This window comes from Jeotgalibaca caeni, assembly GCF_028863945.1.
Taxonomy (GTDB): domain Bacteria; phylum Bacillota; class Bacilli; order Lactobacillales; family Aerococcaceae; genus Jeotgalibaca; species Jeotgalibaca caeni.
Window position 1 is genome coordinate 12,905 of the sequence record NZ_JARBEA010000002.1, and the last position, 22,673, is coordinate 35,577.

Consider the following 22,673-nt stretch of genomic DNA (forward strand, 5'->3'; position numbering starts at 1 on the left):
TATGATTGCGTAACGCAATCGGTTTCGTCATTCCCCATTATAGTTGCCCTACCCTTTTTTGTAAACCCTTTTAGTTATCCTTTATTGTTCTTTTATTAAACTTTTATTGACTACGCAATCGGTTGCGTTTATGATGGGTACGTAGAACTCAATGAGGAGGAAAATAATATGAAACAACAACAGCATCTATTCAATGTTGACCCTTGGAAAGTATCGCTTAACACATGGGACAAAGAAACTCGCCGCCTACAAGAATCTATGACCAGTATCGGAAATGGTTATATGGGCATGCGCGGAAACTTCGAAGAATCCTATTCCGGTGATCATCACTCCGGCACATACCTTGCAGGCGTATGGTATCCAGACAAAACCCGTGTTGGTTGGTGGAAAAACGGTTATCCGGAATATTTCGGAAAAGTAATCAATGCCATCAACTTTACTGCAATGGATCTGTATATCAATGATCAATTAGTAGATTTAGGAAAAGTTGATCCTGACGAATTTTATTTAGAACTAGATATGCAGAGCGGAATCTTAAATCGTTCGTTCACGGTAACGATCGCTGACGTAACAGCCCGCTTCACTTTCGAACGTTTCTTCAGTATCGCTCAAAAAGAAATTGCAGCGATTCGGATGTCCGTCGAAACTGTAGCCGGAACCGGTACGTTGAAGGTTGTTTCAAAGTTAGATGGAAACGTAAAGAACGAAGACAGCAACTACGGTGAGATGTTCTGGGAAGAATTGGACCGTGGATCACGTGCAGAGACAAGCTACTTGACGACCCACACGATTCCAAATCCATTTGGCGTTGAGCAATTTACTGTTACTGCAGCAATGGAAAATCGGACAACGGCAACAGGTACCATAAAAGAAGCAGACTTCTTGGTAGAAAATCACTTTGAATACAATCTTGATCCAGCATCCCCTCTTCAATTTGAAAAACTGATTTCTGTCGTAACTAGCCGAGACATTGAAGAAGCAGAACAAGTGGAGTCTGCTCTATCTCTTCTAGACGGTCTTTCTTCTTACGATGAACTGAGAGCTGCTCACGTTGCTGCTTGGTTAGAGCGTTGGAAGCTAGCAGACGTAGTTATTGAAGGCGACGATGCGGCACAACAAGGAATTCGTTTTAACTTGTTCCAATTATTCTCTACTTACTACGGGGAAGACGAGCGTTTGAACATTGGACCGAAAGGATTCACCGGCGAGAAATACGGCGGCGCTACCTACTGGGATACAGAAGCTTATGCAGTTCCTTTGTACTTAGCATTGGCTGATCCAAATGTAACGAAGAACTTATTAAAATACCGTCACAATCAATTGCCTGGTGCGATTCACAACGCACAGCAACAAGGATTGAAAGGCGCGCTTTACCCAATGGTTACTTTTACAGGTGTGGAATGCCACAACGAATGGGAAATTACCTTTATGGAAATTCACCGTAATGGCGCAATTCCTTACGCGATTTACAACTACACCAATTACACAGGTGACGACAGCTACTTGAAAAATGAAGGTTTGGAAGTATTGGCTGAAGTGGCTCGCTTCTGGGCAGACCGCGTTCATTACTCCAAGCGAGCTGGCAAGTACATGTTGCACGGTGTAACGGGACCAAACGAGTATGAAAATAACGTGAATAACAACTGGTACACCAATACAATCGCAGCATGGGTGTTGCGCTATACAAGCGAAACGTACCAAACATATGCAGCAGAAGCTTCTGTTACAATCTCTGACGAAGAGTTGGCAAATTGGGCGGATATTGTAGAAAATATGTACTACCCTGTCGACGAAGAAACTGGAGTCTTCATCCAGCATGATACCTTTATGGATAAAGAACTGATGTCGGTTAGCGAATTAGACCCAGCTCACTTGCCATTGAACCAAAAATGGTCATGGGATCACATTTTACGTTCTTGTTTTATTAAACAAGCAGATGTCCTGCAAGGAATTTACTTCTTTGGCGACCAGTTTACGGAAGAAGAGAAGCGCAAAAACTTTGCTTTCTATGAGCCGATGACGGTTCATGAATCTTCCTTGTCCCCTTCTATTCACGCAATCTTAGCAGCAGAACTAGGCATGGAGGAGAAGGCAGTAGAAATGTACCAACGTACGGCTCGTCTTGACTTGGATAATTACAACAACGACACGGAAGATGGGCTGCACATCACATCCATGACTGGTAGCTGGTTGGCAATCGTTCAAGGGTTTGCGCAAATGAAGACTTGGAACGAGACCTTATCATTCGCACCGTTCGTACCAAATTCTTGGAATCGTTATTCGTTCCACATTAATTACCGTGGCCGCCTGTTGTTAATTACGGCTGACAAGGAAACCACTTCAATCCAATTGCTAGAAGGCGAACCACTTTCACTTGAATTATACGGTAAGGCTTATCTCTTAGAAGACCGCCTATCCATGGATATTCCACAATAAAAGGAGGAAACACTCATGTTTCAAGCAGCGCTATTCGACTTAGACGGTGTCATTACCGACACAGCGGAATACCACTACATTGCCTGGAAACGACTGGCCAATGAATTAGGAATTACTATCGATCGCACTTTCAACGAAAAGCTAAAAGGCGTGAGCCGTGAAGATTCATTGTCACTCATTCTGGAACATGGCGGTCAAGCAGACCGCTATACGCCAGCAGAGTTCCAAGCTTTTGCGGCTTCAAAAAATGATTACTATGTAGATTCGATTCAAGACTTTTCTGCAAAAGAGATCTACCCAGGCATCTTAACTCTTTTGAAAGAATTGAAAGCTCGAGATGTGAAGATTGCTCTCGCTTCTGCAAGCAAAAATGGTCCTTTCTTATTAGAACAAATGGGCTTAACCGACTACTTCGATGCAATCGCAGATCCAGCTGCTGTATCAAACGGCAAACCAGCTCCCGACTTGTTCTTGTTGGCCGCTGAAATGGTTGGCGTACCGATCGAACAATGTGTGGGAATTGAAGATGCAAAGGCAGGAATTGCAGCCATTAAAGCAGCCGGTGCCCTTCCAATCGGCGTCGGCCAGCCAGAAGACTTAGGCTCAGACATTGCAATTGTTCCAGACACCGCTCATTTAACCTTTGAGTATTTAGAAAACGTTTGGCACGCGTGATTTATTCTTTTGGAAAGGCCTTTCTTGGGTTATGATAGAAGAAAAGAGGAAAGGAGTGAGTAAGTGACCGTTACCGTAAAAGACGTGGCAAAAAAAGCAGGGGTAGCTACCTCTACCGTCTCACGCGTCATCAACGACCATCCTAGTATTTCTGCCGCCACCAAAAAGAAAGTTCGCAAGGTGATGGAAGAGATGGGGTATGTGCCCAACAAGGCTGCCCAAAATCTGGGAAAGCGAACAGCCAACGCCATTGGCGTTATTCTCCCACCCCTTGATTCCAAGGAGCGTCTGGGAAATCCTTTCTACCTGGAAATCATTGAAGCCATTAACGAAGAAGCTCACGAAAATGGAATGGCCACCGCTATCGCGTCTGCACGTAACTTTGCCAACTTGCTGGATAATGTGCAACAAATGCATTTACAAAAACAAGTGGATGGTTTTATCTTGCTCTACTCAGACCGCTCTGATCCAATCATTGACTACCTAATCCAGCAAGCAATCCCGTTCACCTTGATTGGCCAGCCCTACCAAAACGAAGAGCAAGTAGCGTATGTAGACAACGATAATCAGTTACTTGGTAAGCATGCGGCCGATTATTTAATCAAAAACGGTCATCAGCGCATCCTCTTCATCACCAATACGACTGAGGAACTGATTTATTTCGAACGGTACTTCGGCTACCAGAAGGCATTGATACTTGCGAAGTTGGAACCTTTCCCAGCTGTGAAGCTTCAACAACCAGAAGATTACATGCATTTTGAACATATTCTTCACGAGACGCAAGCAACAGCTGCAGTCGTGATTGACGACATTTTTGCGCTACGAGTGTTGCAGCTGGCGCAATTCCATGGTCATCAAGTACCCGATGACCTTTCGATTATCAGCTTCAACAACTCGATCTTCACAACCTTGCTGCACCCTTATCTCACGAGTATTGATATTGATATTGAAGAGTTAGGCAGACGCGGCACCGATTCGCTCATTGACCAGCTGCACCACAAAACAGCTCCAAATGGGATGCGTATCGTGATTCCGCATCAATTAGTCGAGCGCGAAACCGTGCGAAACATCAGTAAACAATTGATTTAAACTTTTTGGACAAGTCGGGGTGTATGTTTAGCCTCACTTGTCCATTTTTTCTTTTTTTGGACAAGTGCCTCCTCATTTTATGGCTCACTTGTCCGTTTTTTACTTTTTTGGACAAGTGAGCTCCTTTCAGGGTCCCCACTTGTCCACTTCCGCAAAACCACAAAAATAAAAGAGTCGAAGACTGCTTTCCAGCAGTCCTCGACTCTCTTTTTTAGCGTTTATTTAATTCTTCAGCCAACAGTTTGTTTACCATTCCTGGGTTTGCTTGGCCTTTTGTTTGTTTCATGATTTGACCGACTAAGAATCCTTGTGCGCGGTCTTTACCTGCTTTGAAATCATCAATTGATTGTTGGTTTTGATCCAACACGGCTTGGATGATTGGCAATAGTTGAGCGGAATCTGATAATTGAATCAACCCTGCTTTTTCTACGACTTCTTTCGCGTCGCCACCTTTTGTAGCAAGGAGACGGAAAACTTTCTTCGCCATCTTCGAGCTGATGGTGCCATCTTCAATCAAGGTAATCATGCCAGCCAAGTTCGCTGGAGTCAATTTTGTATCTGCTAGTTCAAGCTTTTCGCTGTTCAAGTAAGCAGAAACTTCGCCCATCAACCAGTTGGAAGCTTGTTTTGGATCTACGCCTGTTGCTACAGTCTCTTCGAAGAAATCAGACATTTCTTTCGATAAAGTAAGCACCATTGCGTCATAATCTGGCAAACCGTACTCTTTCGTATAAATGAGACGACGTTCTTTTGGCATAGACGGTAATTGAGCACGGACTTTTTCAATCCATTCTTCTGAAATTTCTAGTGCTGGAACGTCTGGCTCTGGGAAATAACGGTAGTCACTGGAGCCTTCCTTCACACGCATCAAGATGGTGTCGCCGGTTGCTTCGTCGTAACGACGTGTTTCTTGTAAGATTTCTCCGCCTGCATTCAGCACTTTCGCTTGGCGTTTTTCTTCAAAAGCCAATCCACGACGAACAAAGTTGAAGGAGTTTAAGTTTTTCAACTCTGCTTTGGTACCAAATTGTTCTTGACCGTATGGACGGATGGAAATGTTTGCGTCACAACGCATGGATCCTTCTTCCATCTTCACGTCCGATACACCGGTATATAAAATAATTTCGCGCAATGCTTCTAGATACGCATACGCTTCTTCTGGTGAACGCATATCCGCTTCTGAAACAATTTCAATCAACGGAGTGCCTTGACGGTTCAAGTCAACGTAGGAATAGCCGTCTGTGCCGTGCGTGTTTTTCCCAGCATCTTCTTCTAAATGCACACGCTCAATACGGATTTTTTTCTTTTTGCCTTCTACTTCAATTTCAATCCAGCCGTTATAGCCAATTGGTTGGTCCAATTGAGAAATTTGATAAGCTTTTGGATTATCTGGATAGAAGTAGTTTTTGCGGTCGAAGTGCGTGGAACGGTTGATTTCACAGTTTAATGCTAACGCTGCTTTCATTCCATATTCAACGGCACCTTTATTTAACACAGGAAGCACGCCTGGGTAACCCCAGTCAATGACATTTGTGTTTGTGTTTGGTTCTGCCCCAAAATGTGCTGGAGATGGGGAGAATATTTTTGACTCGGTCTTTAATTCCACATGGACTTCTAGCCCAATGACTGTTTCATAATTCATCTCGTTCGCCTCCTACAAGTTTGGGTGTTTGGTGTGATAATCATTCGCTTGTTCCAAGGCATATGCTGCTTGGTACAGTTTTTCTTCTTCAAAGTAGTTTCCAATCAATTGTAGCCCGATTGGCAGACCTTCTTTAGAGAAGCCACCTGGTACAGAAATAGCTGGCACGCCGGCTAAGTTTGTCGTTACGGTCAATAGGTCAGACATATACATTGCCAACGGATCATCAATCTTTTCACCTAAACGGAAAGCAGTAGACGTTGTGGTTGGTCCTAAAATAAAGTCATATTCGCTGAAAATACGTGCAAAGTCGCGCTTGATTAAAGTACGTACTTGACCTGCTTTCTTAAAGAAGGCGTCGTAGTAACCTGCACTCAAGGAGAATGTTCCCAACATGATTCGGCGTTTCACTTCCATACCGAACCCTTCGGAACGAGTTTTCACATACAATTCTTCTAACGAGCTTGTGTCTTCTGCACGGTATCCATAACGTACACCGTCAAAACGTTGCAAGTTTGAAGATGCTTCTGAAGAAGCAATGATGTAGTAAGCTGGAATTCCATAAGAAAGAGTCGGCAAGCTAACTTCTTCAACAACTGCGCCCATTTCTTCATACTGCGCTGCTGCTTTTTTCACAGCTGCTTGGATTTCTTCTGATACACCTGATTGGAAGTATTCTTTTGGCAAGGCAACTTTCATGCCTGCTACTTTCCCATTCAAGTTGGCACTGAATTTTGGTACTTCTAATTTTGCACTCGTCGAGTCTTTTGGATCGTATCCGCTGATTGCTTCCAAAAGATGTGCGTTATCAGTAACGGTACGTGTGAACGGCCCAATTTGATCTAAGCTGGAAGCAAAGGCGATGAGTCCGTAACGAGATACCCGTCCGTATGTTGGTTTCATCCCTACCAAACCGGTATAAGCAGCTGGTTGGCGGATGGATCCACCTGTATCGGTACCTAATGAAGCAATCACTTCACCGGCAGCCACACTGGCAGCGGAACCGCCTGAAGAACCACCTGGAATACGCGTGGTATCCCATGGGTTTTTGGTTTGCTTGAAGTAGGACGTTTCTGAAGAACCACCCATGGCAAACTCGTCCATGTTCAACTTCCCAACATTGACTGCGCCTGCTTCTTTTAACTTGGTTACAACGGTTGCGTCATAGATTGGCAAGAAGTCTTCCAACATACGGCTTGCCGCTGTTGTGGTTACCCCTTCTGTTACGATGTTATCTTTAATCCCTAGTGGAATTCCGCGTAGAATATTGCCGTCTGCATAACCTTTTTCATCCGCAGCAGCTGCTTCTTTTAATGCCGCTTCTTCATTTAAGGTAATAAATGCGTCTACTTTCGGTTCTACTTCAGCAATGTGCTTGAAGGCTTCCTTAGTCAACTCTACAGAAGTGAACTCTTTATTTTTCAAGCCTTCATGCAAGCTTGTTAGTGTGTGATCGAATATATTCATGCACCTTCTACCTCGCTATCTAGAATTGCTGGCACTTGAATCATTCCGTTATCTGAAGTCTTTACATTCTTCATTAACAATTCTCGGTCGGTGCCTGTTTCAGCTATGTCTTCACGCAAGACATTTTTCATTTCGTAGCCGTGTGTGGTTACCGGGACATCTGTTGTATCTACTTCGTTTAACTGTTCAATCATATGGATGATATCATTCATTTGTTCTGCAAAATGAGTAATTTCATCAGGTTGAAATTCTAACTTTGCCAATTTAGCAACATGGCGTACTTGGTTTTCGCTAATATTCATTTGATCCCCTTCTTCCTTTTCCTTATTTAGGACTGTTTACCTACATTGTATTATTTTAGCACAAAAGAGGCTGAGATAACTCGACTCCTTATATTTCCTGGAATTTAATCCAAAATGCAGACCCGACATGCGTCAGACTGAGTAAGGTTCCTAAGAACTACCTGTATTCAGTCCAACGATTCGGGTCTAAAACGCATTTCATCACTCCGTTTAATCGAAAATGTGGAAATTGAAGGTCTGGTTCCCTTGTTCTCTCGCCAAAAAGGCTTCCGTTCCGTTAATCGATTTGATATTGATTTCAATTTGAACATTCTCCGGCAAGTACTGCGTTGCCGCATCGGTGATGTGTTGGGTGAAGGCAATCATTTCTGTTTCACCGTAGAACTGTGTCATCACGTCAATCTTCAAGGAAAGTAATTGATCATTACGATAATGGCCAATCCCCGTTATTCCACTCAAATTTGGGAAAAAGTTTTGCACTTGGTTACGGAAGTTAGCAAAATGAGACGCATCTTCCGACTCTTCTTCCGTTGGGAACAGCACTTTCTTTTCGTTACGCGGAACCCATTCTGCTACTTCGCCGCCTTCTTGCGAAAGGCCTTCAAAACGATACACACCGCCTGCTAAGCTATCTTGCGGTGCCTGTACAAAAATCCCTACCGTAATCGGAATACTCTCTAAACCAGATATCTCCCGCAGTCGTGAAACAACTTTATTCCCATATTCTTTTGCCCGTTCTTCAACTTGCGCCATATCTAAGTCCTGCTCGTAAAACTCAAAGTTTTCATTCTCGTCTTTTACGCTATAGTAGTCAATCTGGTTCATAGCCAGTCCAATAGCAATCCCGCCAAGCTGGTAGCCTGCATCGGTTTGAACCATGAAGTTTTGTTCTAGAATTTGATCCAAATAAATCGGAACTCGCTTACTTGGGTCATTTTCGCCATTTCCAGCTGGATTCAACCCATTTGGATTTTCTTCAGACTGACGGCTCAACCAACTAGTAGCGGTCTCCGCATCAATGTATTGTCCCTCTTGGAAAAAATACTGATCGGTCGGAAAAACGCCTTTTGCGACTTCCAACAAGCCGGACTCAAAATCTTTCATGTTGATGGAAGAATTCAGGCTCAAGCTTACCCCACGATTTTTACTTGGTTGATATTTGCCATCCACGATCAGGGCCCGGTAGTAATCATTTGATAATTGATTATTCGTTGCTTGTGCCGGAACCGTACTTTGGTTAGGTGTTTGCATATTTGTATTTGTTTCGGGCTGTTCTTCCACATCGGTACAAGCGGTAAGAACAAGAAGAGAGGCCAATACAAAGCCCAGCTTCCCTCCTGTCTTCGTCCATTTCACTAACGTTCACTTCTTTCTAAATGTTCCAGCATTTCTGCTTCGGTCCATATTGGGATGCCGAGTGACTCTGCTTTTTTGAGCTTACTGCCTGCATCCAGTCCCGCAACGATCCAGTCGGTACTCTTCGACACACTGCTCGTTACGTTTCCGCCTAAATTCTCAATCATTTCCGTCGCTTCTTGACGGGTGTAATGATTTAATTTACCAGTTAATACCACTGTTTTTCCTTGCCATATCGATTCTTGTGGCGCAATGGTTATTTTTTTACTTCCCTTATAAGTTAGATTCACACCACTTTGGCGGAATTCTTCTAGTAAATCGGCTACTTCTGGCAGAGAAAAATAAGCAACGACACTATCGGCAATAATCTCGCCAAATCCTTCTATCGCAACAATCTCTTCTTTTGTAGCGGTCATCAAACGTTCAATCGTCTCAAATTCTTGAGCAAGCATGCGGGCAGCCTTTGCTCCAACATGGCGAATTCCTAGACCAAATAAGAGACGCTCCAAGGAGTTATCGCGGCTTGCATCGATTGCGTTCAAAATATTTGTGGCAGATTTTTCTTTAATTTTTTCCAATTGAAGTAAATCTTCCATTGTCAAAGTATATAGTCCCGCTACGTCTTTTACCAGCCTTTTTTCAAACATCTGGCTGACGACTTTTTCACCTAAACCACTAATATTCATTGCGTTTCTGGAAACAAAATGACTCAACCCTTCTTTAATTTGAGCAGGACATTTTGGATTCAGACAGCGCAATGCTACTTCTTCTTCCAGATGGGCTAACTGACTGCCGCACGCCGGGCATGTTTCTGGAATCGGGTACGGTTCACTATCACTCGAACGATTCTCCAGCACAACTCCCAGAATTTCCGGGATGATATCGCCTGCCTTATGAATCAGAACGGTATCGCCAATTCGGACGTCTTTTTCCTGCAATAAATCAATGTTGTGCAGACTAGCACGTTGCACGGTTGATCCAGCCACGAATACGGGATCCATAATCGCAGTTGGCGTGACCACTCCCGTACGGCCCACTGTCCATTCAATGGTTCGCACGACTGTTTCTTTAATTTCTGCCGGGAATTTGTAGGCAATCGCCCAACGCGGTGCCTTAACGGTATAGCCAATTTCTTCTTGTGTCGCAAAGTCATTTACTTTGATGACAATTCCGTCAATTTCATACGGTAACTGTTGACGTTTCGCGGTCATTTCTTCGATAAAGGACCAAACCTCTTCAATTGAATCAAACAACCGGCGTTCTGGATTCGTCCGCAGTCCAATTGCAGCCAACTTCTTCAGGAGTTCTTCTTGAGAATCTACTTCCAGCTCATCGAAATTCGCAGCGCTGTATAAGTACACGTTTAAGTTCCGACTGGCTGTTACCTTGGAATTCAATTGACGCAACGAACCAGCAGCTGCATTACGCGGATTCGCAAAAATTTCCAGTCCTTTTTCATCTCGCTCTTCATTCAACTTGGCAAAGGAGGCTTTCGGCATATAGCACTCGCCGCGCACTTCAAACGTATACGGCTCGGCTAACTGTAATGGAATCGCTTTGACGGTACGTAAATTCTGGGTGATATCTTCTCCAACCACACCATCTCCGCGCGTTGCTCCTTGTTGGAATATGCCATTTTTATAACGTAGAGAAACCGCAAGCCCATCAATCTTCAACTCACAAATATATTGAATCGGTCGATCAGTCAGGCGTTTCACGCGCTGGTCGAAATTCAACAAGTCGGTTTGATTGAAAGCATTGCCTAGGCTTAACATCGGCACATCATGAGTTACTTTCTCAAATCCTGGTAAAATCGTTCCCCCCACTCGTTGCGTAGGGGATTCAGAGGTAATCAGTTCCGGATAGTCCGTTTCAATCTCTACCAATTCATGATACAACTGGTCATACTCCTGGTCGGTGATGGAAGGTTTATCCAAGACATAATACGCATAGCTATGTTTCGATAACTCTTCTCGTAAGGTAACTACTCGCTCTTCTGATTCTGCTAATGTTCTCTTTTTCATGGACCACTCGTCTCCTTTACTGAACGAAATGATGAATCTGATGGTTCCTTATACTTTCTCAATGGGAGCGAAGGAAGCAAGCAGACGTTTGATGCCGATGTCCTTGAATGCAATATCCAACTGCAATCCGTCTCCCTCGCCGCTTGTTTGAACGACCACGCCAACTCCCCACTTTTTGTGACTGGCCTTGTCCCCTGTTTTCCAAGTAAGTTTATCAGCCCCGCTGTTCCCTTTTTGGGAGATTGACTGCGTTTCTGTTTTTACTTTTGGTTGATGGGTTTCACTAAAGGCACGCTGATACCGTTCATTTTTCCAGCGTTGCTGGTAAGTAGTCGGTTCATTCGAAGTGGAGGCAGCAAGGAATGGACTTCTGGCCGCACCATTCGCCATTTCCAGTACATCTTCTGCCATCTCTTCTAAGAATCGGGAAGCTGGATTGTTTTGCGTCCTGCCATATAACAAGCGACTATAGGCATTGGTCAAGTACAGCTGTTGCTCTGCACGGGTAATTCCTACGTACGCCAACCGCCGTTCTTCTTCCATTTCAGCTTCTTCCATCAAGGAACGATACGATGGGAAAACTCCTTCTTCCATCCCGATGATAAAGACAACCGGAAACTCTAATCCTTTGGCTGCATGAAGGGTCATCAAGGTCACTTCTTCTTGCGGTTCTTCTTCCACATTATCCAAATCCGATACCAGAGCCAGGTCGGTTAAGAAGGTTACTAAGTCTGACTCGCCTTCGTTCAACCGTTCGAATTCTTGTGTGACTGACAGGAACTCGTTGATGTTGTCGATTCGAGATTCCGCTTCTAGCGTACCTTCTTGCTTCAACGTTTCTAAATAACCCGTTTTTTTCAGCATCTCTTCCACTAACTCAGTAATGGAAAGAAATTCTGCCATTTTTTGTAAGTCAGTAATCGTTTTAGCAAAGTTGGCCGTTTCTTTTGCGGCTTTCCCTGTTAAAGGGGATAAGGCGACATTCTGAGCCGCTTCTAGGTAGGAATACTGGTACTGGTCCGCAAACGCATAAAGACGTTCCAGACTGACCGTTCCAATTCCACGCTTGGGTACATTAATGATTCGGTTGAAACTCAAATCATCGGCCGGATTGGAAAGGAGACGCAAATACGCCATCACATCTTTAATTTCTTTTCGGTCGTAGAACTTCCGTCCGCCGACCATTTTGTAAGGGATGTTTGACTTTACCAGGGTATCTTCAATTACCCGTGATTGGGCATTGGTACGGTACAAAATGGCAAAGTCACCGTATTTACGACCCATTTTTTCTTTTTGTTCTTGCATGGTTGACACGATGTAACGTGCTTCATCGTGCTCAGATTGGGCGCGGTAATACGTAATCCGTTCCCCATCGTCGTTGTCTGTCCATAAGTTCTTTTCCTTACGGTTTTGGTTATTGCTGATGACTCCGTTGGCTGCCTTCAATATATTCTTCGTTGAACGGTAGTTTTGTTCCAACAATACTACTTTGGCCTTCGGGTAGTCATGTTCGAAGTTCAAAATATTGGTCATGTCTGCTCCACGCCAACCGTAAATACTTTGATCGGCATCGCCCACCACACAAATGTTTTCGAACTTCTTCGCCATTAACCGAACCAATTGGTATTGGGCGTAGTTGGTGTCTTGATATTCATCTACATGGATGTAATGGAATTTGTTCTGGTAGTACGTTAGTATATCTGGATGTTCTTCAAACAAGCGTACAGTCAACATAATCAAGTCATCAAAGTCCATTGACTGTGCATTTTCCAGCGCCCGTTGATAGGATTGGTAGCATTCCGCTACAATCTGATCAAACGGATTGCCCGTCATATTGGCGTAAGCCTTGGGGGTCAACAGTTCATTTTTGGCTGTGGAGATTTTCCCTAAAATCATCCGAGGCTCATACTTTTTAGGATCAAGATTGCGCTCTTTTACGATTCGCTTCATTAACGTTTCTGTTTCGCTCTGATCGCTAATGGTGAAGTTGCGGGAGTAGCCAATTTGCTCTGCTTCTCGGCGCAAGATTCGCACACACATGGAGTGAAAGGTGGAAACCCACATGTCATTGCCGATTGGACCGACGATGCGGATGACTCGGTCTTTCATTTCTTTTGCTGCCTTATTCGTAAAGGTAATTGCCAATATATTCCAAGGGTTTACCCCTTTTTCTTCTAGTAAGTAGGCCATTCGATGGGTAAGGACACGTGTCTTGCCGCTGCCAGCTCCGGCCATGATTAACAGTGGGCCTTCCGTCTTCAGTACGGCTTCTTGTTGCTTGGGGTTCAAGCCAGATAGTAAATGATGTTCGTGCACAATGGCCATCCTTTCTTTTCTTATCAGTCTCTTATTCTCAGCTATTTTCAAAATAAGCATCATGATTTAGTCTATCATTTTCACTCCCTAACAGCAACGAAACCACCAAAAATTATCTGGCTGTTTTTCAAAGAAAGCGCTATAATAAGGTATGTCAGTATTGGGGGACCCGCCGTGAAGAAAAAAGAGGTTTCGATTTATTTATTCGTTCTTGCCTTTATTAGTATTCTTTGGCTCAGCAATATGGAGAGCAGCGTTTCTCTGGCGAATCAAGTCGCCGAAGGAAAGCAGGAAGTCATTCAACTCACCCAAGAAGGGTTCCTTCCGCCTCCTCGAAGAACAACCATCCAATTCCCTTTTGCGGATACCGTTCTTTTTAAGTACATCGCTTCTCGAGTATTCCGTATGCCCTATTATCCAGCAGTATATTTTATTAATCGAAATATATAACATACCGCTCCACACAAAAAGAACTCCAGCCATTTGCTCGGCTCGAGTTCTTTTTGCATTTCTATTCGGTAAAAAATTCATCCACTTCTGTTGCACGAACCGTCACTTGCCCCACTAATCCCGCTTCATCAGCCGCTGTGTGTGAATAGAAACGGACGCACCATTCCGGATGTTCCGGCAAGGCAGCAACTACCTGTTTCATTTTCGAAGCATCCACATAATAGGTAATACTTGGATCACTGCAAGTAATCTCTGGTACCGTTCTTCCTGTAATCGCTCGAATCAAAGCTTCATACTGCGAAAGGTTGCACAAATCAAGCGAGTAATCGGTAGCGGCATGAGGCTGGGTAGAAATACGTTTGACGTAGATCATGCCGGCTGAAGTAACAAACAATTCAATTGTTACAATCCCGACGATTTCCATCGCTCTGGCGATTCTCTCGCCGATTTCCTTCATAGCATCTCGCATGTCTGCTTCAACCGGAGCTGGTAAGACCGTTCTTTTTAGGACACCATCTTGATGACACGTTTCCACAATTGGAAAGGACGTCACCGTTTGATTCCCGTCTACTATAAAGGTAACGGCCATTTCTTTCTCAAAAGGAATCCACGATTCCAGCAGACATGCTCCCGTAGCCAGCAGTTTCTCTGCCTTATGAAAGTCTGCTTCGCTATAGAGGAAGAGATTCTTCGGTTGGTTCGGCTCTACCCGAATTGGTTTTAATACACAAGGATACCCAATGCTCTGAACTGCTTCTTGAATATCTACCAGAGTCGTAATGGTTGCATAAGGCAACACATTGATGTTTAAGGACTCCAAAAAGACCTTCTCAATCAGTCGGTCTTGGGTGATGGAGAGAGATTCACTGAACTGAGGTAGTTGAATATAAGGAAGAAGTGATGAAAGAACGTCCATATCGAGTTCCTCCGCCACAAAGGCAAGCACAGCAGACTTCTCTGCTAGTTCTAATAGGACTGCCGGCTCATTCGGGCGGTGCTCCATCCACCAGTCAGCTACACGGACAGCTGGGTAGTGGCGATTTTTTGCCAGCACCCCAACATAGTAGCCCATTTCTTGTGCTTTTAAGGCAAGTAAGCGTGCTGCTTTCCCGCCGCCAATAATGCCAATTGTCTGCCCTGGTAGAATTGTTTGTACCATTTCCTTCTCCCCTACTTTCCTATTGTTGTTGAACAGGCAAATCATACTTATATAACTCGTATTGTTCGACGATATCAATGACCTTTTGTGGATAGGTTGGATCTGTGGCGTATCCTGCTTGTTGGAGTGCCTTTGCTGCTTCTTGGTAAGTTGGAGCATTCAAAACAGGATGATACAAAGTGGGATTCCACGAAGTTCCTTCCACCATTAATTGAGCATGATCCTCAATCGAAGCTGCGAAGTTTTCATACACCTTGAAATAATCTTGGATGGTAATCCATTCGTTATCCACGAATTCTTGCGTTTCCATCAAGACCGATTCCTCCGGGTCCCCCTTCACTCCATATAAATTATTGTAGTTCAAGGCTAACTCACTCATGCCCCAATTGGATTCCAGAATGGCTTGAGCGATGCTGATGCTGGCCCGTACCCCGTATATTTCTTGCATTTTCTGTGCTACAGGAACCACTAATTCAATGAATGAGGTGTGCTCTTCGACCTCTTTCGTTTCCTCTTCTGGGGAACGAGTGTTCGTCAAGATTGTGTATCCTGCCATGTAAACGATCAGAATGGCAAAGAGAATGCGCACTCCTTTTTCTACAGCAGCCTGCACGTTTCTTTTCTTACTTTTGCTCCACTTTTTCCTTGGCATAGTTCCTCCTTGAAACCAGAACTCCGTCAAATCCTTTATTCACTGTTTGCTTCCATCTGTTGCCGGATTGATTCATTGTGTTGCAGAATTTCAATGTATTCTTCTAAGGTTAACTGATTTTCCTGCATATACTGAGCATTCTCTACCCCTACGTAGCGGAAGTGCCATGCCTCATACTGAATATAAGTGACCGCTTCTTTTCCTTTCGGATAGCGCAGGATAAAACCGTATTCTGGTGCATGTTCATACAGCCATTGTGCCTCTAATGTTTGGTCAAAGTCATCCACCAACCCCATGTCTTTTTGGTAATACAAGTCTGGTTCGGTAATATCAAACGCTAAACCGGTCGAGTGTTCACTCGCATTTGGCAAAGCAATATAATCTTCTGTTTTTTTGACTGCTTCTTCATGAGAAATCCCTTGATTCAGATACGATTGGTAAACTGAATCATAGTTTGCTTGTTGATCAGCAAGGGTACGATACGTAGAAACAAGGACAAATTCCATCCCTTGCGCCCGTCCATCCGCTAACATGGCTTCGAAACGCTCCGCAATCCGTTGGTCTAAAATGAACCCATTTTCCGTATAGTACGGTTCGAATTCTAAGTTAGCAGTAAGCTGATGGTCTCTATTGACGAGGATAAGATTCCAATCCGAAGTATGGGCCTCCGGTACATCAATGAGTTGGTCGGCCAAACTTGACTGGATGGATTCCGCACTCTCTTCTGATGATTCCACTGGCTCTTCGCTTGTTTCCGTCTCAAAGGAAGCCGATGTTGTTTGACTATCCGTCGTTTCAGACGAAGCTGCATTTCCTGTGAGTTCTCCCCACAGATCTTCAACGACTGCGCACCCGCTCAAGCTGACTACGGTTAAACCGCTAAGTAACAACATCTTCATTATTCTTTTTTGTTCGTATTTCCTTGCCATTTTTTTATTCCTTCTTTTTAATCATTAATTATTCCTCATGATAACATATTCTATCTTCCATGACGTGCTTTATTTCATCGTTTGAATGGTATCTGGATCATTTTCGCTCATCCAGGCAAGTAAATCAACCTTTTTCGTTTCAATTTGTTGTCTGATGACACTTGGTAAACGAAGGTTAATAATGTCTTTGTAACTCCAAAAATCATAATTTGCTTCCAGCCGTAAGGTTGTAATCGATGCTTTACGGACAGGTTGTTCAGCCTGGCTTTCTTCTATACTGAGCCACTTCATGGAAGCTAGTCCAGAAGTAAGCCATTTTTTTGCAATTTGATACTTGAGAAACTGATATTCGCGAACCGGCTCATCTGCTACTTCTGGTAAAATATCGGCGTTGCGAGCCACTTTCTGCACCAACATCCATTCGTAATCGCTAAAAAGCTTCGCTACGATTTGCATGTTATCTGGTTTCAGTCCGTGTTCTCCCTTTTTCCACCGATCCCAGCTCTGAGAAGAGATCCCTAATTGACTAGAATAAAATGCTTTTTCACTGACATATTGCTCTTTGATTGCATGTAATACAATACTCACTAATGCCTGATTCATAAAAAGCCTCCTCAAATCATTGATTACTATTATTATACACTTCCCACGTGTATGACGCACTTAAAACATTTGCGACTCAAAACCGTTTTATCAAACTACACAAGTGAGCTGAATTGCCTGTTCAAAAAGATGATTTATTTATAAAAAATCCTCAGTCATACCCAAAAATTCTAGGTATGAACTGAGGTTTCAGAAGTCTTCTTAACTCATAAAGCTGTGGGATCTTTATACAAAATGGATCCTACCTCATATCCTTTGCTTTCTAAGTTGGTGCGGATGCCATCCACATCGTCGCTGTCTACTTGAATAATCACCTGGATGATATCCGATTTCCGGTAGACGGCTACTTGTTGGATGTTCATTTCCGCTTCATAGAAGAAATCTGTAATTTCTTCCAAGACGCCTTTACGGTCTTCTCGGATGTTCACTACAACGCGGACACCGGGTGTGTAAAAGCCGAGCACATCAACGAATGCATCAAAAATATCTTTCTCGGTAATAATCCCCACAATCTGATTTGTATTTTCTACGACCGGTAGAACTCCGATATTATTTTGACGCATCTTGATTGCTGCTTCTTCCAGCAATGCTTCCTTATGGATCGAGATAATTTTTTTCTCCATAATATCGCCCACATTGGTTTTGTTCAGCAAATAATTGACCTCATGCATATCTAAGCTCGTCATGGTCGATGGCGTATTGCGTTCAATGACGCCTTCTGTTATCAAACCAATGATTCGGTTTCCTTCCACAACCGGAAGACGATGAATATTGTGTTGTTTCATTAAGTCCAATGCATCCAAAATTTTTGTTTTTGGATCAATGGTAATCACTTCTTTTGTCATATAACTATTTACATCCATGGATTAACCTCCTAGATATGCTTTCTGAACTTCATCACTTTGCAGCAGATTTTTTCCTGTATCTTGTAGGACTACTTTTCCGGTTTCCAATACATACCCGCGATCCGCAATCTCCAACGCTACTTTCGCATTTTGTTCGATTAACAAAATCGTGGTGCCCTGCTTTTGAATATCTTGGATGATACGGAAAATTTCTTTGATAAAGATAGGAGCTAATCCCATCGATGGTTCATCGAGCAGTAATAGTTTTGGCTTCGCCATGAGCGCCCGTCCCATTGCCAGCATTTGTTGTTCGCCGCCTGACAAAGTGGCTGCATCCTGATTCTTCCGTTCCGCTAAAATAGGAAACCGTTCAAACACGATATCTAAATCGGCCGCAAAATTTTCGCGGTCTTTCCGAGTGAAACTTCCTAAGTCAAGATTTTCCTGAACGGTTAATCCTTTGAATACATGACGGCCTTCGGGAACTTGAACCAGGCCTTGCTTCACAATTTTTTGAGAAGGAGTCTTTACCAAGTCTTGATCCAGATACGTAATGGTTCCGGAGGATGGCCGAACCAAGCCCGAGATTGTGCGCAAAATGGTGGATTTCCCAGCTCCATTTGCGCCAATTAAGGTAACAATTTCACCTTCGTTTACCGAGAAGGAGACCTCTTTTACAGCCTGAATCATGCCATATTGGACGGATAGATTTTCTACTTTCAGCATCGTTATTCTCCTCCTAAATAGGCTTTAATGACGGCTGGATTTTTTTGTATTTCCTGAGGGGTTCCTTCAGCAATCAAGCGTCCATATTCCAAACAGTAGATCCGCTCACAAACACCCATTACTAAGGACATATCATGTTCAATCAATACGACGGTAATCTTAAAATCACGTTGGACTTGACGAATTAGTTCGGTCAATTCTGCCGTTTCTTGTGGATTCATTCCTGCAGCCGGTTCGTCTAAGAACAATATTTTGGGTTGGGTAGCCAGAGCGCGCACAATTTCCAAGCGGCGTTGTTCTCCATAAGGGAGGTTTCTTGCCAAGGTTTCTTGCTTGTCTTCCAAGTTGAAGATCCGCAACAATTCTGCTGCCCGTTGACGCAGTTCTACATCGTTTTGATAGTAGCGCGGGGTTCGCAGCAAACTGTGGAAAACGCCAACCCCTTTCTTGCTGTGCAAGGCAACCAATACATTGTCCATCACCGTTAAATCACGGAACAAGCGGATGTTTTGGAAGGTTCGTGCTAAGCCTAGGTCGGTAATGACGTATGGTTTCTTGCCGTTTAGTTTGGTTTTCTTGCCGTCTGTTTCTACGACAATTTCTCCTTCAGACGGTTCATAGACCCCTGTTAAAAGGTTAAAGAAAGTCGTTTTCCCAGCTCCATTAGGTCCAATCAATCCTACTAATTCGTTCTCTTCTAAATGGAAGTTTACATTGGCAAGAGCAGCTAGACCACCGAAGTTTTTGGTTAAGTCAGTTACTTCTAATAGACTCATCTGCTTCCCTCCTTTTTCTTACGATTAAGCAGGCCTGAAATTGTGAATTCGCGGTTTCCTAGTAAACCGCCTGGACGAAAGACCATAATGGCAATCAATGCGATTGCATAAAAAATCATCCGCATTTCCCCAACGGTCTGCAAGGCAGTATTCAAGATACCCAGTACAATTGCTGCCACAAACGTTCCTGTGGTACTGCCAATTCCACCGAACACCACAATGATCAACACATCAATCGAACGTTGGAAGGTGAAATCGCTCGGGTTAATGACACTAAAGAATGTGCCGTACAACGACCCTGCGATGCTGGCAGTAGCTGCTCCGATCATGAAGGCCGTCACTTTATACAACGTCGTATTGACCCCCATTGATTCAGCAGCAATCTCGTCTTCACGAATGGAAACGGTCGCTCTTCCTGGGCTACTTTTTATATAGTTGACTGTAATAATCGTTGTAATTACGACGATTGCGAACGTCAGCATGATAAAGGATAAGTTGGATTCGAACGGAAAAGGAATCCCCGTAATTCCTCTTGCACCATTGGTTAAATCTGGTAAGTTGATAATGAGTATTCGGATAATCTCAGATACCCCAAGTGTAGCAATTGCTAAGTAGTCTCCCTTTAAGCGCAAGGTAGGAACACCGACAATGAGTGCCGCAAACATGGCTAAGACCACACCGACTACCAAGCCGAGCAAGAAACCTGGAATTCCTTCCACCATCTCGCCCACAACCGCACCACTATAAGCCCCAATCGCCATGAAACCAGCATGCCCTAAGGAAAACTGTCCAGAGAAGCCAATGACCAAGTTTAAGCCGACCGCTAAAATCATGTTAATCAAGATGGACATCAAGGTTATTTGATGGAAGGAAGAGATGGTGTTGGTACTGATGCCGAAGTAAAGCAGCAATCCGCCTAAGATAGTGAGGATGAGCCAACCTGCATTTGTTTTATTGAATTGTTTCATCGATTCTCACCTATACTTTCTCTTTCGTATTTTTACCGAAGATTCCGGATGGCTTCACAATCAAGATCAAGATTAAGATCAGGTAGACTACTGCATCCTTAAACATGGATCCACCCAGTGCACTTACCATCGTTTCAATAATCCCGATCAAGTAGCCGCCGACCATTGCGCCCGGAATAATTCCAATCCCACCAAATACGGCTGCAACGAATGCCTTCAGACCAGGCGTCACACCCATTAACGGATCGATTGAGTTATAGTAGATTCCTACCAGTACTCCTGCAGCGCCCGCTAGAGCAGATCCAAGAACAAAGGTAAATGAAATAACGTGGTCAATATTAATCCCCATCAATTGTGCTGCATCAAGGTCGGTACTCACCGCACGCATGGCTTTTCCCATTTTGGTATATTTCACAATGAGCTGTAGAGCGGTCATTAAAAAGATTGTTGTTAGAATAATCGTAATTTGTTGGGAACTGATGCTGACGTTTCCGAGACTAAAAATCTGGTTTTCCAATGCACTTGGAAAGGATCGTCGTTCTGCACCCATTAAGTAAATCATGACGTTTTGCAATAAGTAAGATACACCGATCGCCGTAATCAACGTAGCAATCCGGGTTGCCCCGCGCAACGGTTTATAGGCAACCTTCTCAATCACCACTCCCAATATTGCACAAAATACCATGGAAATAATCAGAGCAGGAATAAGACCTAAGCCTACTTCTTGGATCATGGTATAGCCGACATATGCTCCCACCATATAAATATCGCCATGAGCAAAGTTAATCAGTTTAATAATGCCATAGACCATCGTGTAGCCCAGTGCAATCAACGCATAGATGCTTCCCAGTGAAATTCCATTTAATAACTGCTGGAAAAAGCTCTCCATATTCACACCTCTTTACTTTCTGTTTCTTCTTTTTCTTTTGATAATAAAAAGAGGCTGAGACACAACCCAGCCTCTTACTTATCCGTGTTTTGTCTATTACGGCTTAACGATGGTGTGGTTTACTTCTTCTCCATCTTGAAGTTCGATTACATACGTGTTCTTGATTGGGTTATGATTTTCATCCAAAGAGAAGGTTCCTGTGATTCCTTCGAAGTCTGTCGTTTCAGCAATGGCTGCCGTTACTGCCGCTGGATCGGTAGAACCAGCTGTTTCGATTGCTTCAAAGAGAAGGTTCGCTGCATCATAAGCAAGTGCTGCGAAAGAATCCGCTTCTGCGTCATACTTTTCTTCATAGGCCGCTAAGAATTCTTGCAACGCGGGTTCCTCACTGTTTGGCGTGAAGTGACCGGTATAATACACATTGTCTACATTATCTGGACTAGCAAGTTCTAACAGTGTGCTGTTCGCAAATCCATCTGGCCCAAGAATTGGCTGGTCGATTCCCATTTCACGTGCTTGTTTGATTAAAAGTCCTGCTTCTTCATAATAACCAGGCAAGAAAATAACATCGAAGTCTTGTCCTTTGATTTTCGTCAAAATAGCGTTGAAGTCTGTGTCTCCGTCTACAAACGTTTGCGATTCTGTGATTTCTCCAGTGAAGACATCTTCGAACGCTTCTTTCAATCCAACACCATAATCAGTGGAGTTGTCATACAAGATGACCGCCTTTGTCGCGCCGAGATCATTCTGAGCGAAGTTCGCTAACACTTCTCCCTGGAAGGAGTCTTGGAAGCAGACACGGAAGATATACTCTAGTACGGTTTCATCGTCTTCCATCGTTACCATATCTCCAGTTGCTGCTGGCAAGATGGCTGGAACGCCTGCACGTGTGACAGCTGGTGTTTGAGCATTTGCGTCCCCTGTTGTTGCAGGTCCGATAATGGCAGTTACTTCATCTTCTGTTGCTAAACGTGTTGCGACGCTCGCAGCTTCTTGCGGATTGGAGGTATTGTCATAGAAGGCATAGCTTACTTCTTCACCCAACACGCCGCCTGCTTCGTTTATTAAATCGACAGCTAATTGGACCCCTTGATTCATAGGTGTTCCGTAGGCACTCGCACCGCCTGATAATTCGAAGTTTCCTCCGATTGTAACGCCTTCTCCTGAAGCACCTTGCCCGCTTCCACTCTCTGCGTTACCGCCATTTCCACAAGCTGCCAATAGTGCCATTGAAGCTAAACCTACCAAATATTTTTTATTCATTTCTATTCCCTCCACCATTCGCCTTTTTTAACTATGTATCTGAGAGACGATGAGATGTCTCTCCTTAAATTTTAATGTTCATAGTATAGAATATTCTGACAATTTA

At 43.7% G+C, this 22,673-nt stretch carries 20 protein-coding genes; 4 read left to right on the forward strand and 16 right to left on the reverse strand.

The features are described 5' to 3' along the window. The first annotated feature begins 168 nt into the window (after window positions 1-168). The 3 genes from PVE40_RS00475 (at window position 169) to PVE40_RS00485 (ending at window position 4,200) form a co-directional block, all read left to right on the forward strand. Window positions 169-2,436, forward strand: a complete 2,268-nt coding sequence (locus PVE40_RS00475) for a glycoside hydrolase family 65 protein (protein WP_274729920.1) — start codon at window positions 169-171, stop codon at window positions 2,434-2,436. A 15-nt stretch (window positions 2,437-2,451) separates the two neighbouring features. Next, window positions 2,452-3,111, forward strand: coding sequence for a beta-phosphoglucomutase (gene pgmB, locus PVE40_RS00480; protein ID WP_274729921.1), 660 nt, complete (start codon window positions 2,452-2,454; stop codon window positions 3,109-3,111). Window positions 3,112-3,174: 63 nt separating this feature from the next. Then, window positions 3,175-4,200 (forward strand): LacI family DNA-binding transcriptional regulator, encoded by a 1,026-nt coding sequence (locus tag PVE40_RS00485; RefSeq protein ID WP_274729922.1) that lies wholly within the window; start codon window positions 3,175-3,177, stop codon window positions 4,198-4,200. A 211-nt stretch (window positions 4,201-4,411) separates the two neighbouring features. Here PVE40_RS00485 and gatB read toward each other — a convergent pair whose 3' ends face one another. The 6 genes from gatB to pcrA all read right to left on the reverse strand — a co-directional run bounded on the left by gatB (window position 4,412) and on the right by pcrA (window position 13,316). After that, on the reverse strand, window positions 4,412-5,842 hold the full coding sequence (gene gatB, locus PVE40_RS00490; RefSeq protein ID WP_274729923.1) for an Asp-tRNA(Asn)/Glu-tRNA(Gln) amidotransferase subunit GatB: 1,431 nt from the start codon (window positions 5,840-5,842) through the stop codon (window positions 4,412-4,414). A 12-nt stretch (window positions 5,843-5,854) separates the two neighbouring features. After that, window positions 5,855-7,309 carry an Asp-tRNA(Asn)/Glu-tRNA(Gln) amidotransferase subunit GatA gene (gene gatA, locus PVE40_RS00495; protein ID WP_274729924.1) on the reverse strand — a complete coding sequence of 485 codons (1,455 nt, stop codon included), beginning with the start codon at window positions 7,307-7,309 and terminating at the stop codon, window positions 5,855-5,857. Further along, window positions 7,306-7,611, reverse strand: a complete 306-nt coding sequence (gene gatC, locus PVE40_RS00500; protein WP_274729925.1) for an Asp-tRNA(Asn)/Glu-tRNA(Gln) amidotransferase subunit GatC — start codon at window positions 7,609-7,611, stop codon at window positions 7,306-7,308. Before gatC ends, gatA begins: the two co-directional genes overlap by 4 nt. A gap of 210 nt (window positions 7,612-7,821) precedes the next feature. Next, a complete protein-coding gene (locus PVE40_RS00505) occupies window positions 7,822-8,967 on the reverse strand; it encodes a CamS family sex pheromone protein (RefSeq protein ID WP_274729926.1) in 1,146 nt (381 codons plus the stop codon). Then, entirely contained in the window at window positions 8,967-10,991 is a 2,025-nt protein-coding gene (gene ligA, locus PVE40_RS00510) for an NAD-dependent DNA ligase LigA (protein WP_274729927.1), read from the reverse strand. The genes PVE40_RS00505 and ligA overlap by 1 nt, the downstream gene beginning before the upstream one ends. 48 nt (window positions 10,992-11,039) lie before the next feature. Then, window positions 11,040-13,316, reverse strand: a complete 2,277-nt coding sequence (pcrA, locus tag PVE40_RS00515) for a DNA helicase PcrA (RefSeq protein WP_274729928.1) — start codon at window positions 13,314-13,316, stop codon at window positions 11,040-11,042. Window positions 13,317-13,481: 165 nt separating this feature from the next. On the opposite strand from pcrA, the gene PVE40_RS00520 reads away from it, so the two are divergent. Then, on the forward strand, window positions 13,482-13,757 hold the full coding sequence (locus PVE40_RS00520) for a hypothetical protein (protein WP_274729929.1): 276 nt from the start codon (window positions 13,482-13,484) through the stop codon (window positions 13,755-13,757). A gap of 61 nt (window positions 13,758-13,818) precedes the next feature. On the opposite strand, the gene PVE40_RS00525 is transcribed toward PVE40_RS00520, so the two are convergent. The 10 genes from PVE40_RS00525 to PVE40_RS00570 form a co-directional block, all read right to left on the reverse strand. Continuing rightward, complete coding sequence (locus tag PVE40_RS00525) at window positions 13,819-14,916, reverse strand: ATP-grasp domain-containing protein (RefSeq protein WP_274729930.1); 1,098 nt, start codon at window positions 14,914-14,916, stop codon at window positions 13,819-13,821. A 19-nt stretch (window positions 14,917-14,935) separates the two neighbouring features. After that, a complete protein-coding gene (locus PVE40_RS00530; RefSeq protein ID WP_274729931.1) occupies window positions 14,936-15,568 on the reverse strand; it encodes a glycoside hydrolase family 73 protein in 633 nt (210 codons plus the stop codon). Between the two features lie 35 nt (window positions 15,569-15,603). After that, a complete protein-coding gene (locus PVE40_RS00535) occupies window positions 15,604-16,497 on the reverse strand; it encodes a M15 family metallopeptidase (protein ID WP_274729932.1) in 894 nt (297 codons plus the stop codon). 69 nt (window positions 16,498-16,566) lie between these two features. Next, window positions 16,567-17,100 carry a hypothetical protein gene (locus PVE40_RS00540; protein WP_274729933.1) on the reverse strand — a complete coding sequence of 178 codons (534 nt, stop codon included), beginning with the start codon at window positions 17,098-17,100 and terminating at the stop codon, window positions 16,567-16,569. A gap of 206 nt (window positions 17,101-17,306) precedes the next feature. After that, entirely contained in the window at window positions 17,307-17,963 is a 657-nt protein-coding gene (locus PVE40_RS00545; RefSeq protein ID WP_274729934.1) for a CBS and ACT domain-containing protein, read from the reverse strand. A gap of 3 nt (window positions 17,964-17,966) precedes the next feature. Then, window positions 17,967-18,677 carry an ABC transporter ATP-binding protein gene (locus PVE40_RS00550; protein WP_274729977.1) on the reverse strand — a complete coding sequence of 237 codons (711 nt, stop codon included), beginning with the start codon at window positions 18,675-18,677 and terminating at the stop codon, window positions 17,967-17,969. Next, window positions 18,674-19,447, reverse strand: a complete 774-nt coding sequence (locus PVE40_RS00555; RefSeq protein ID WP_274729935.1) for an ABC transporter ATP-binding protein — start codon at window positions 19,445-19,447, stop codon at window positions 18,674-18,676. Before PVE40_RS00555 ends, PVE40_RS00550 begins: the two co-directional genes overlap by 4 nt. Continuing rightward, window positions 19,444-20,415, reverse strand: a complete 972-nt coding sequence (locus PVE40_RS00560) for a branched-chain amino acid ABC transporter permease (RefSeq protein WP_274729936.1) — start codon at window positions 20,413-20,415, stop codon at window positions 19,444-19,446. The genes PVE40_RS00555 and PVE40_RS00560 overlap by 4 nt, the downstream gene beginning before the upstream one ends. Before the next feature lie 10 nt (window positions 20,416-20,425). Beyond that, window positions 20,426-21,304, reverse strand: a complete 879-nt coding sequence (locus PVE40_RS00565) for a branched-chain amino acid ABC transporter permease (RefSeq protein WP_274729937.1) — start codon at window positions 21,302-21,304, stop codon at window positions 20,426-20,428. A 96-nt stretch (window positions 21,305-21,400) separates the two neighbouring features. Then, window positions 21,401-22,567: an ABC transporter substrate-binding protein gene (locus PVE40_RS00570; RefSeq protein ID WP_274729938.1), complete on the reverse strand. Its 1,167-nt coding sequence runs from the start codon at window positions 22,565-22,567 to the stop codon at window positions 21,401-21,403. Between the last annotated feature and the right edge of the window lie 106 nt (window positions 22,568-22,673).

Excerpts from the sequence above, each read along its gene's own strand:
- PVE40_RS00475 (WP_274729920.1), top strand. The coding sequence starts at position 169 with ATGAAACAACAACAGCATCTATTCAATGTTGACCCTTGGAAAGTATCG.
- pgmB (WP_274729921.1), top strand. The coding sequence starts at position 2,452 with ATGTTTCAAGCAGCGCTATTCGACTTAGACGGTGTCATTACCGACACA.
- gatB (WP_274729923.1), bottom strand. The coding sequence starts at position 5,842 with ATGAATTATGAAACAGTCATTGGGCTAGAAGTCCATGTGGAATTAAAG.
- gatA (WP_274729924.1), bottom strand. The coding sequence starts at position 7,309 with ATGAATATATTCGATCACACACTAACAAGCTTGCATGAAGGCTTGAAA.
- gatC (WP_274729925.1), bottom strand. The coding sequence starts at position 7,611 with ATGAATATTAGCGAAAACCAAGTACGCCATGTTGCTAAATTGGCAAAG.
- ligA (WP_274729927.1), bottom strand. The coding sequence starts at position 10,991 with ATGAAAAAGAGAACATTAGCAGAATCAGAAGAGCGAGTAGTTACCTTA.
- pcrA (WP_274729928.1), bottom strand. The coding sequence starts at position 13,316 with ATGGCCATTGTGCACGAACATCATTTACTATCTGGCTTGAACCCCAAG.
- PVE40_RS00525 (WP_274729930.1), bottom strand. The coding sequence starts at position 14,916 with ATGGTACAAACAATTCTACCAGGGCAGACAATTGGCATTATTGGCGGC.
- PVE40_RS00530 (WP_274729931.1), bottom strand. The coding sequence starts at position 15,568 with ATGCCAAGGAAAAAGTGGAGCAAAAGTAAGAAAAGAAACGTGCAGGCT.
- PVE40_RS00535 (WP_274729932.1), bottom strand. The coding sequence starts at position 16,497 with ATGGCAAGGAAATACGAACAAAAAAGAATAATGAAGATGTTGTTACTT.
- PVE40_RS00540 (WP_274729933.1), bottom strand. The coding sequence starts at position 17,100 with ATGAATCAGGCATTAGTGAGTATTGTATTACATGCAATCAAAGAGCAA.
- PVE40_RS00545 (WP_274729934.1), bottom strand. The coding sequence starts at position 17,963 with ATGGATGTAAATAGTTATATGACAAAAGAAGTGATTACCATTGATCCA.
- PVE40_RS00555 (WP_274729935.1), bottom strand. The coding sequence starts at position 19,447 with ATGAGTCTATTAGAAGTAACTGACTTAACCAAAAACTTCGGTGGTCTA.
- PVE40_RS00560 (WP_274729936.1), bottom strand. The coding sequence starts at position 20,415 with ATGAAACAATTCAATAAAACAAATGCAGGTTGGCTCATCCTCACTATC.
- PVE40_RS00565 (WP_274729937.1), bottom strand. The coding sequence starts at position 21,304 with ATGGAGAGCTTTTTCCAGCAGTTATTAAATGGAATTTCACTGGGAAGC.
- PVE40_RS00570 (WP_274729938.1), bottom strand. The coding sequence starts at position 22,567 with ATGAATAAAAAATATTTGGTAGGTTTAGCTTCAATGGCACTATTGGCA.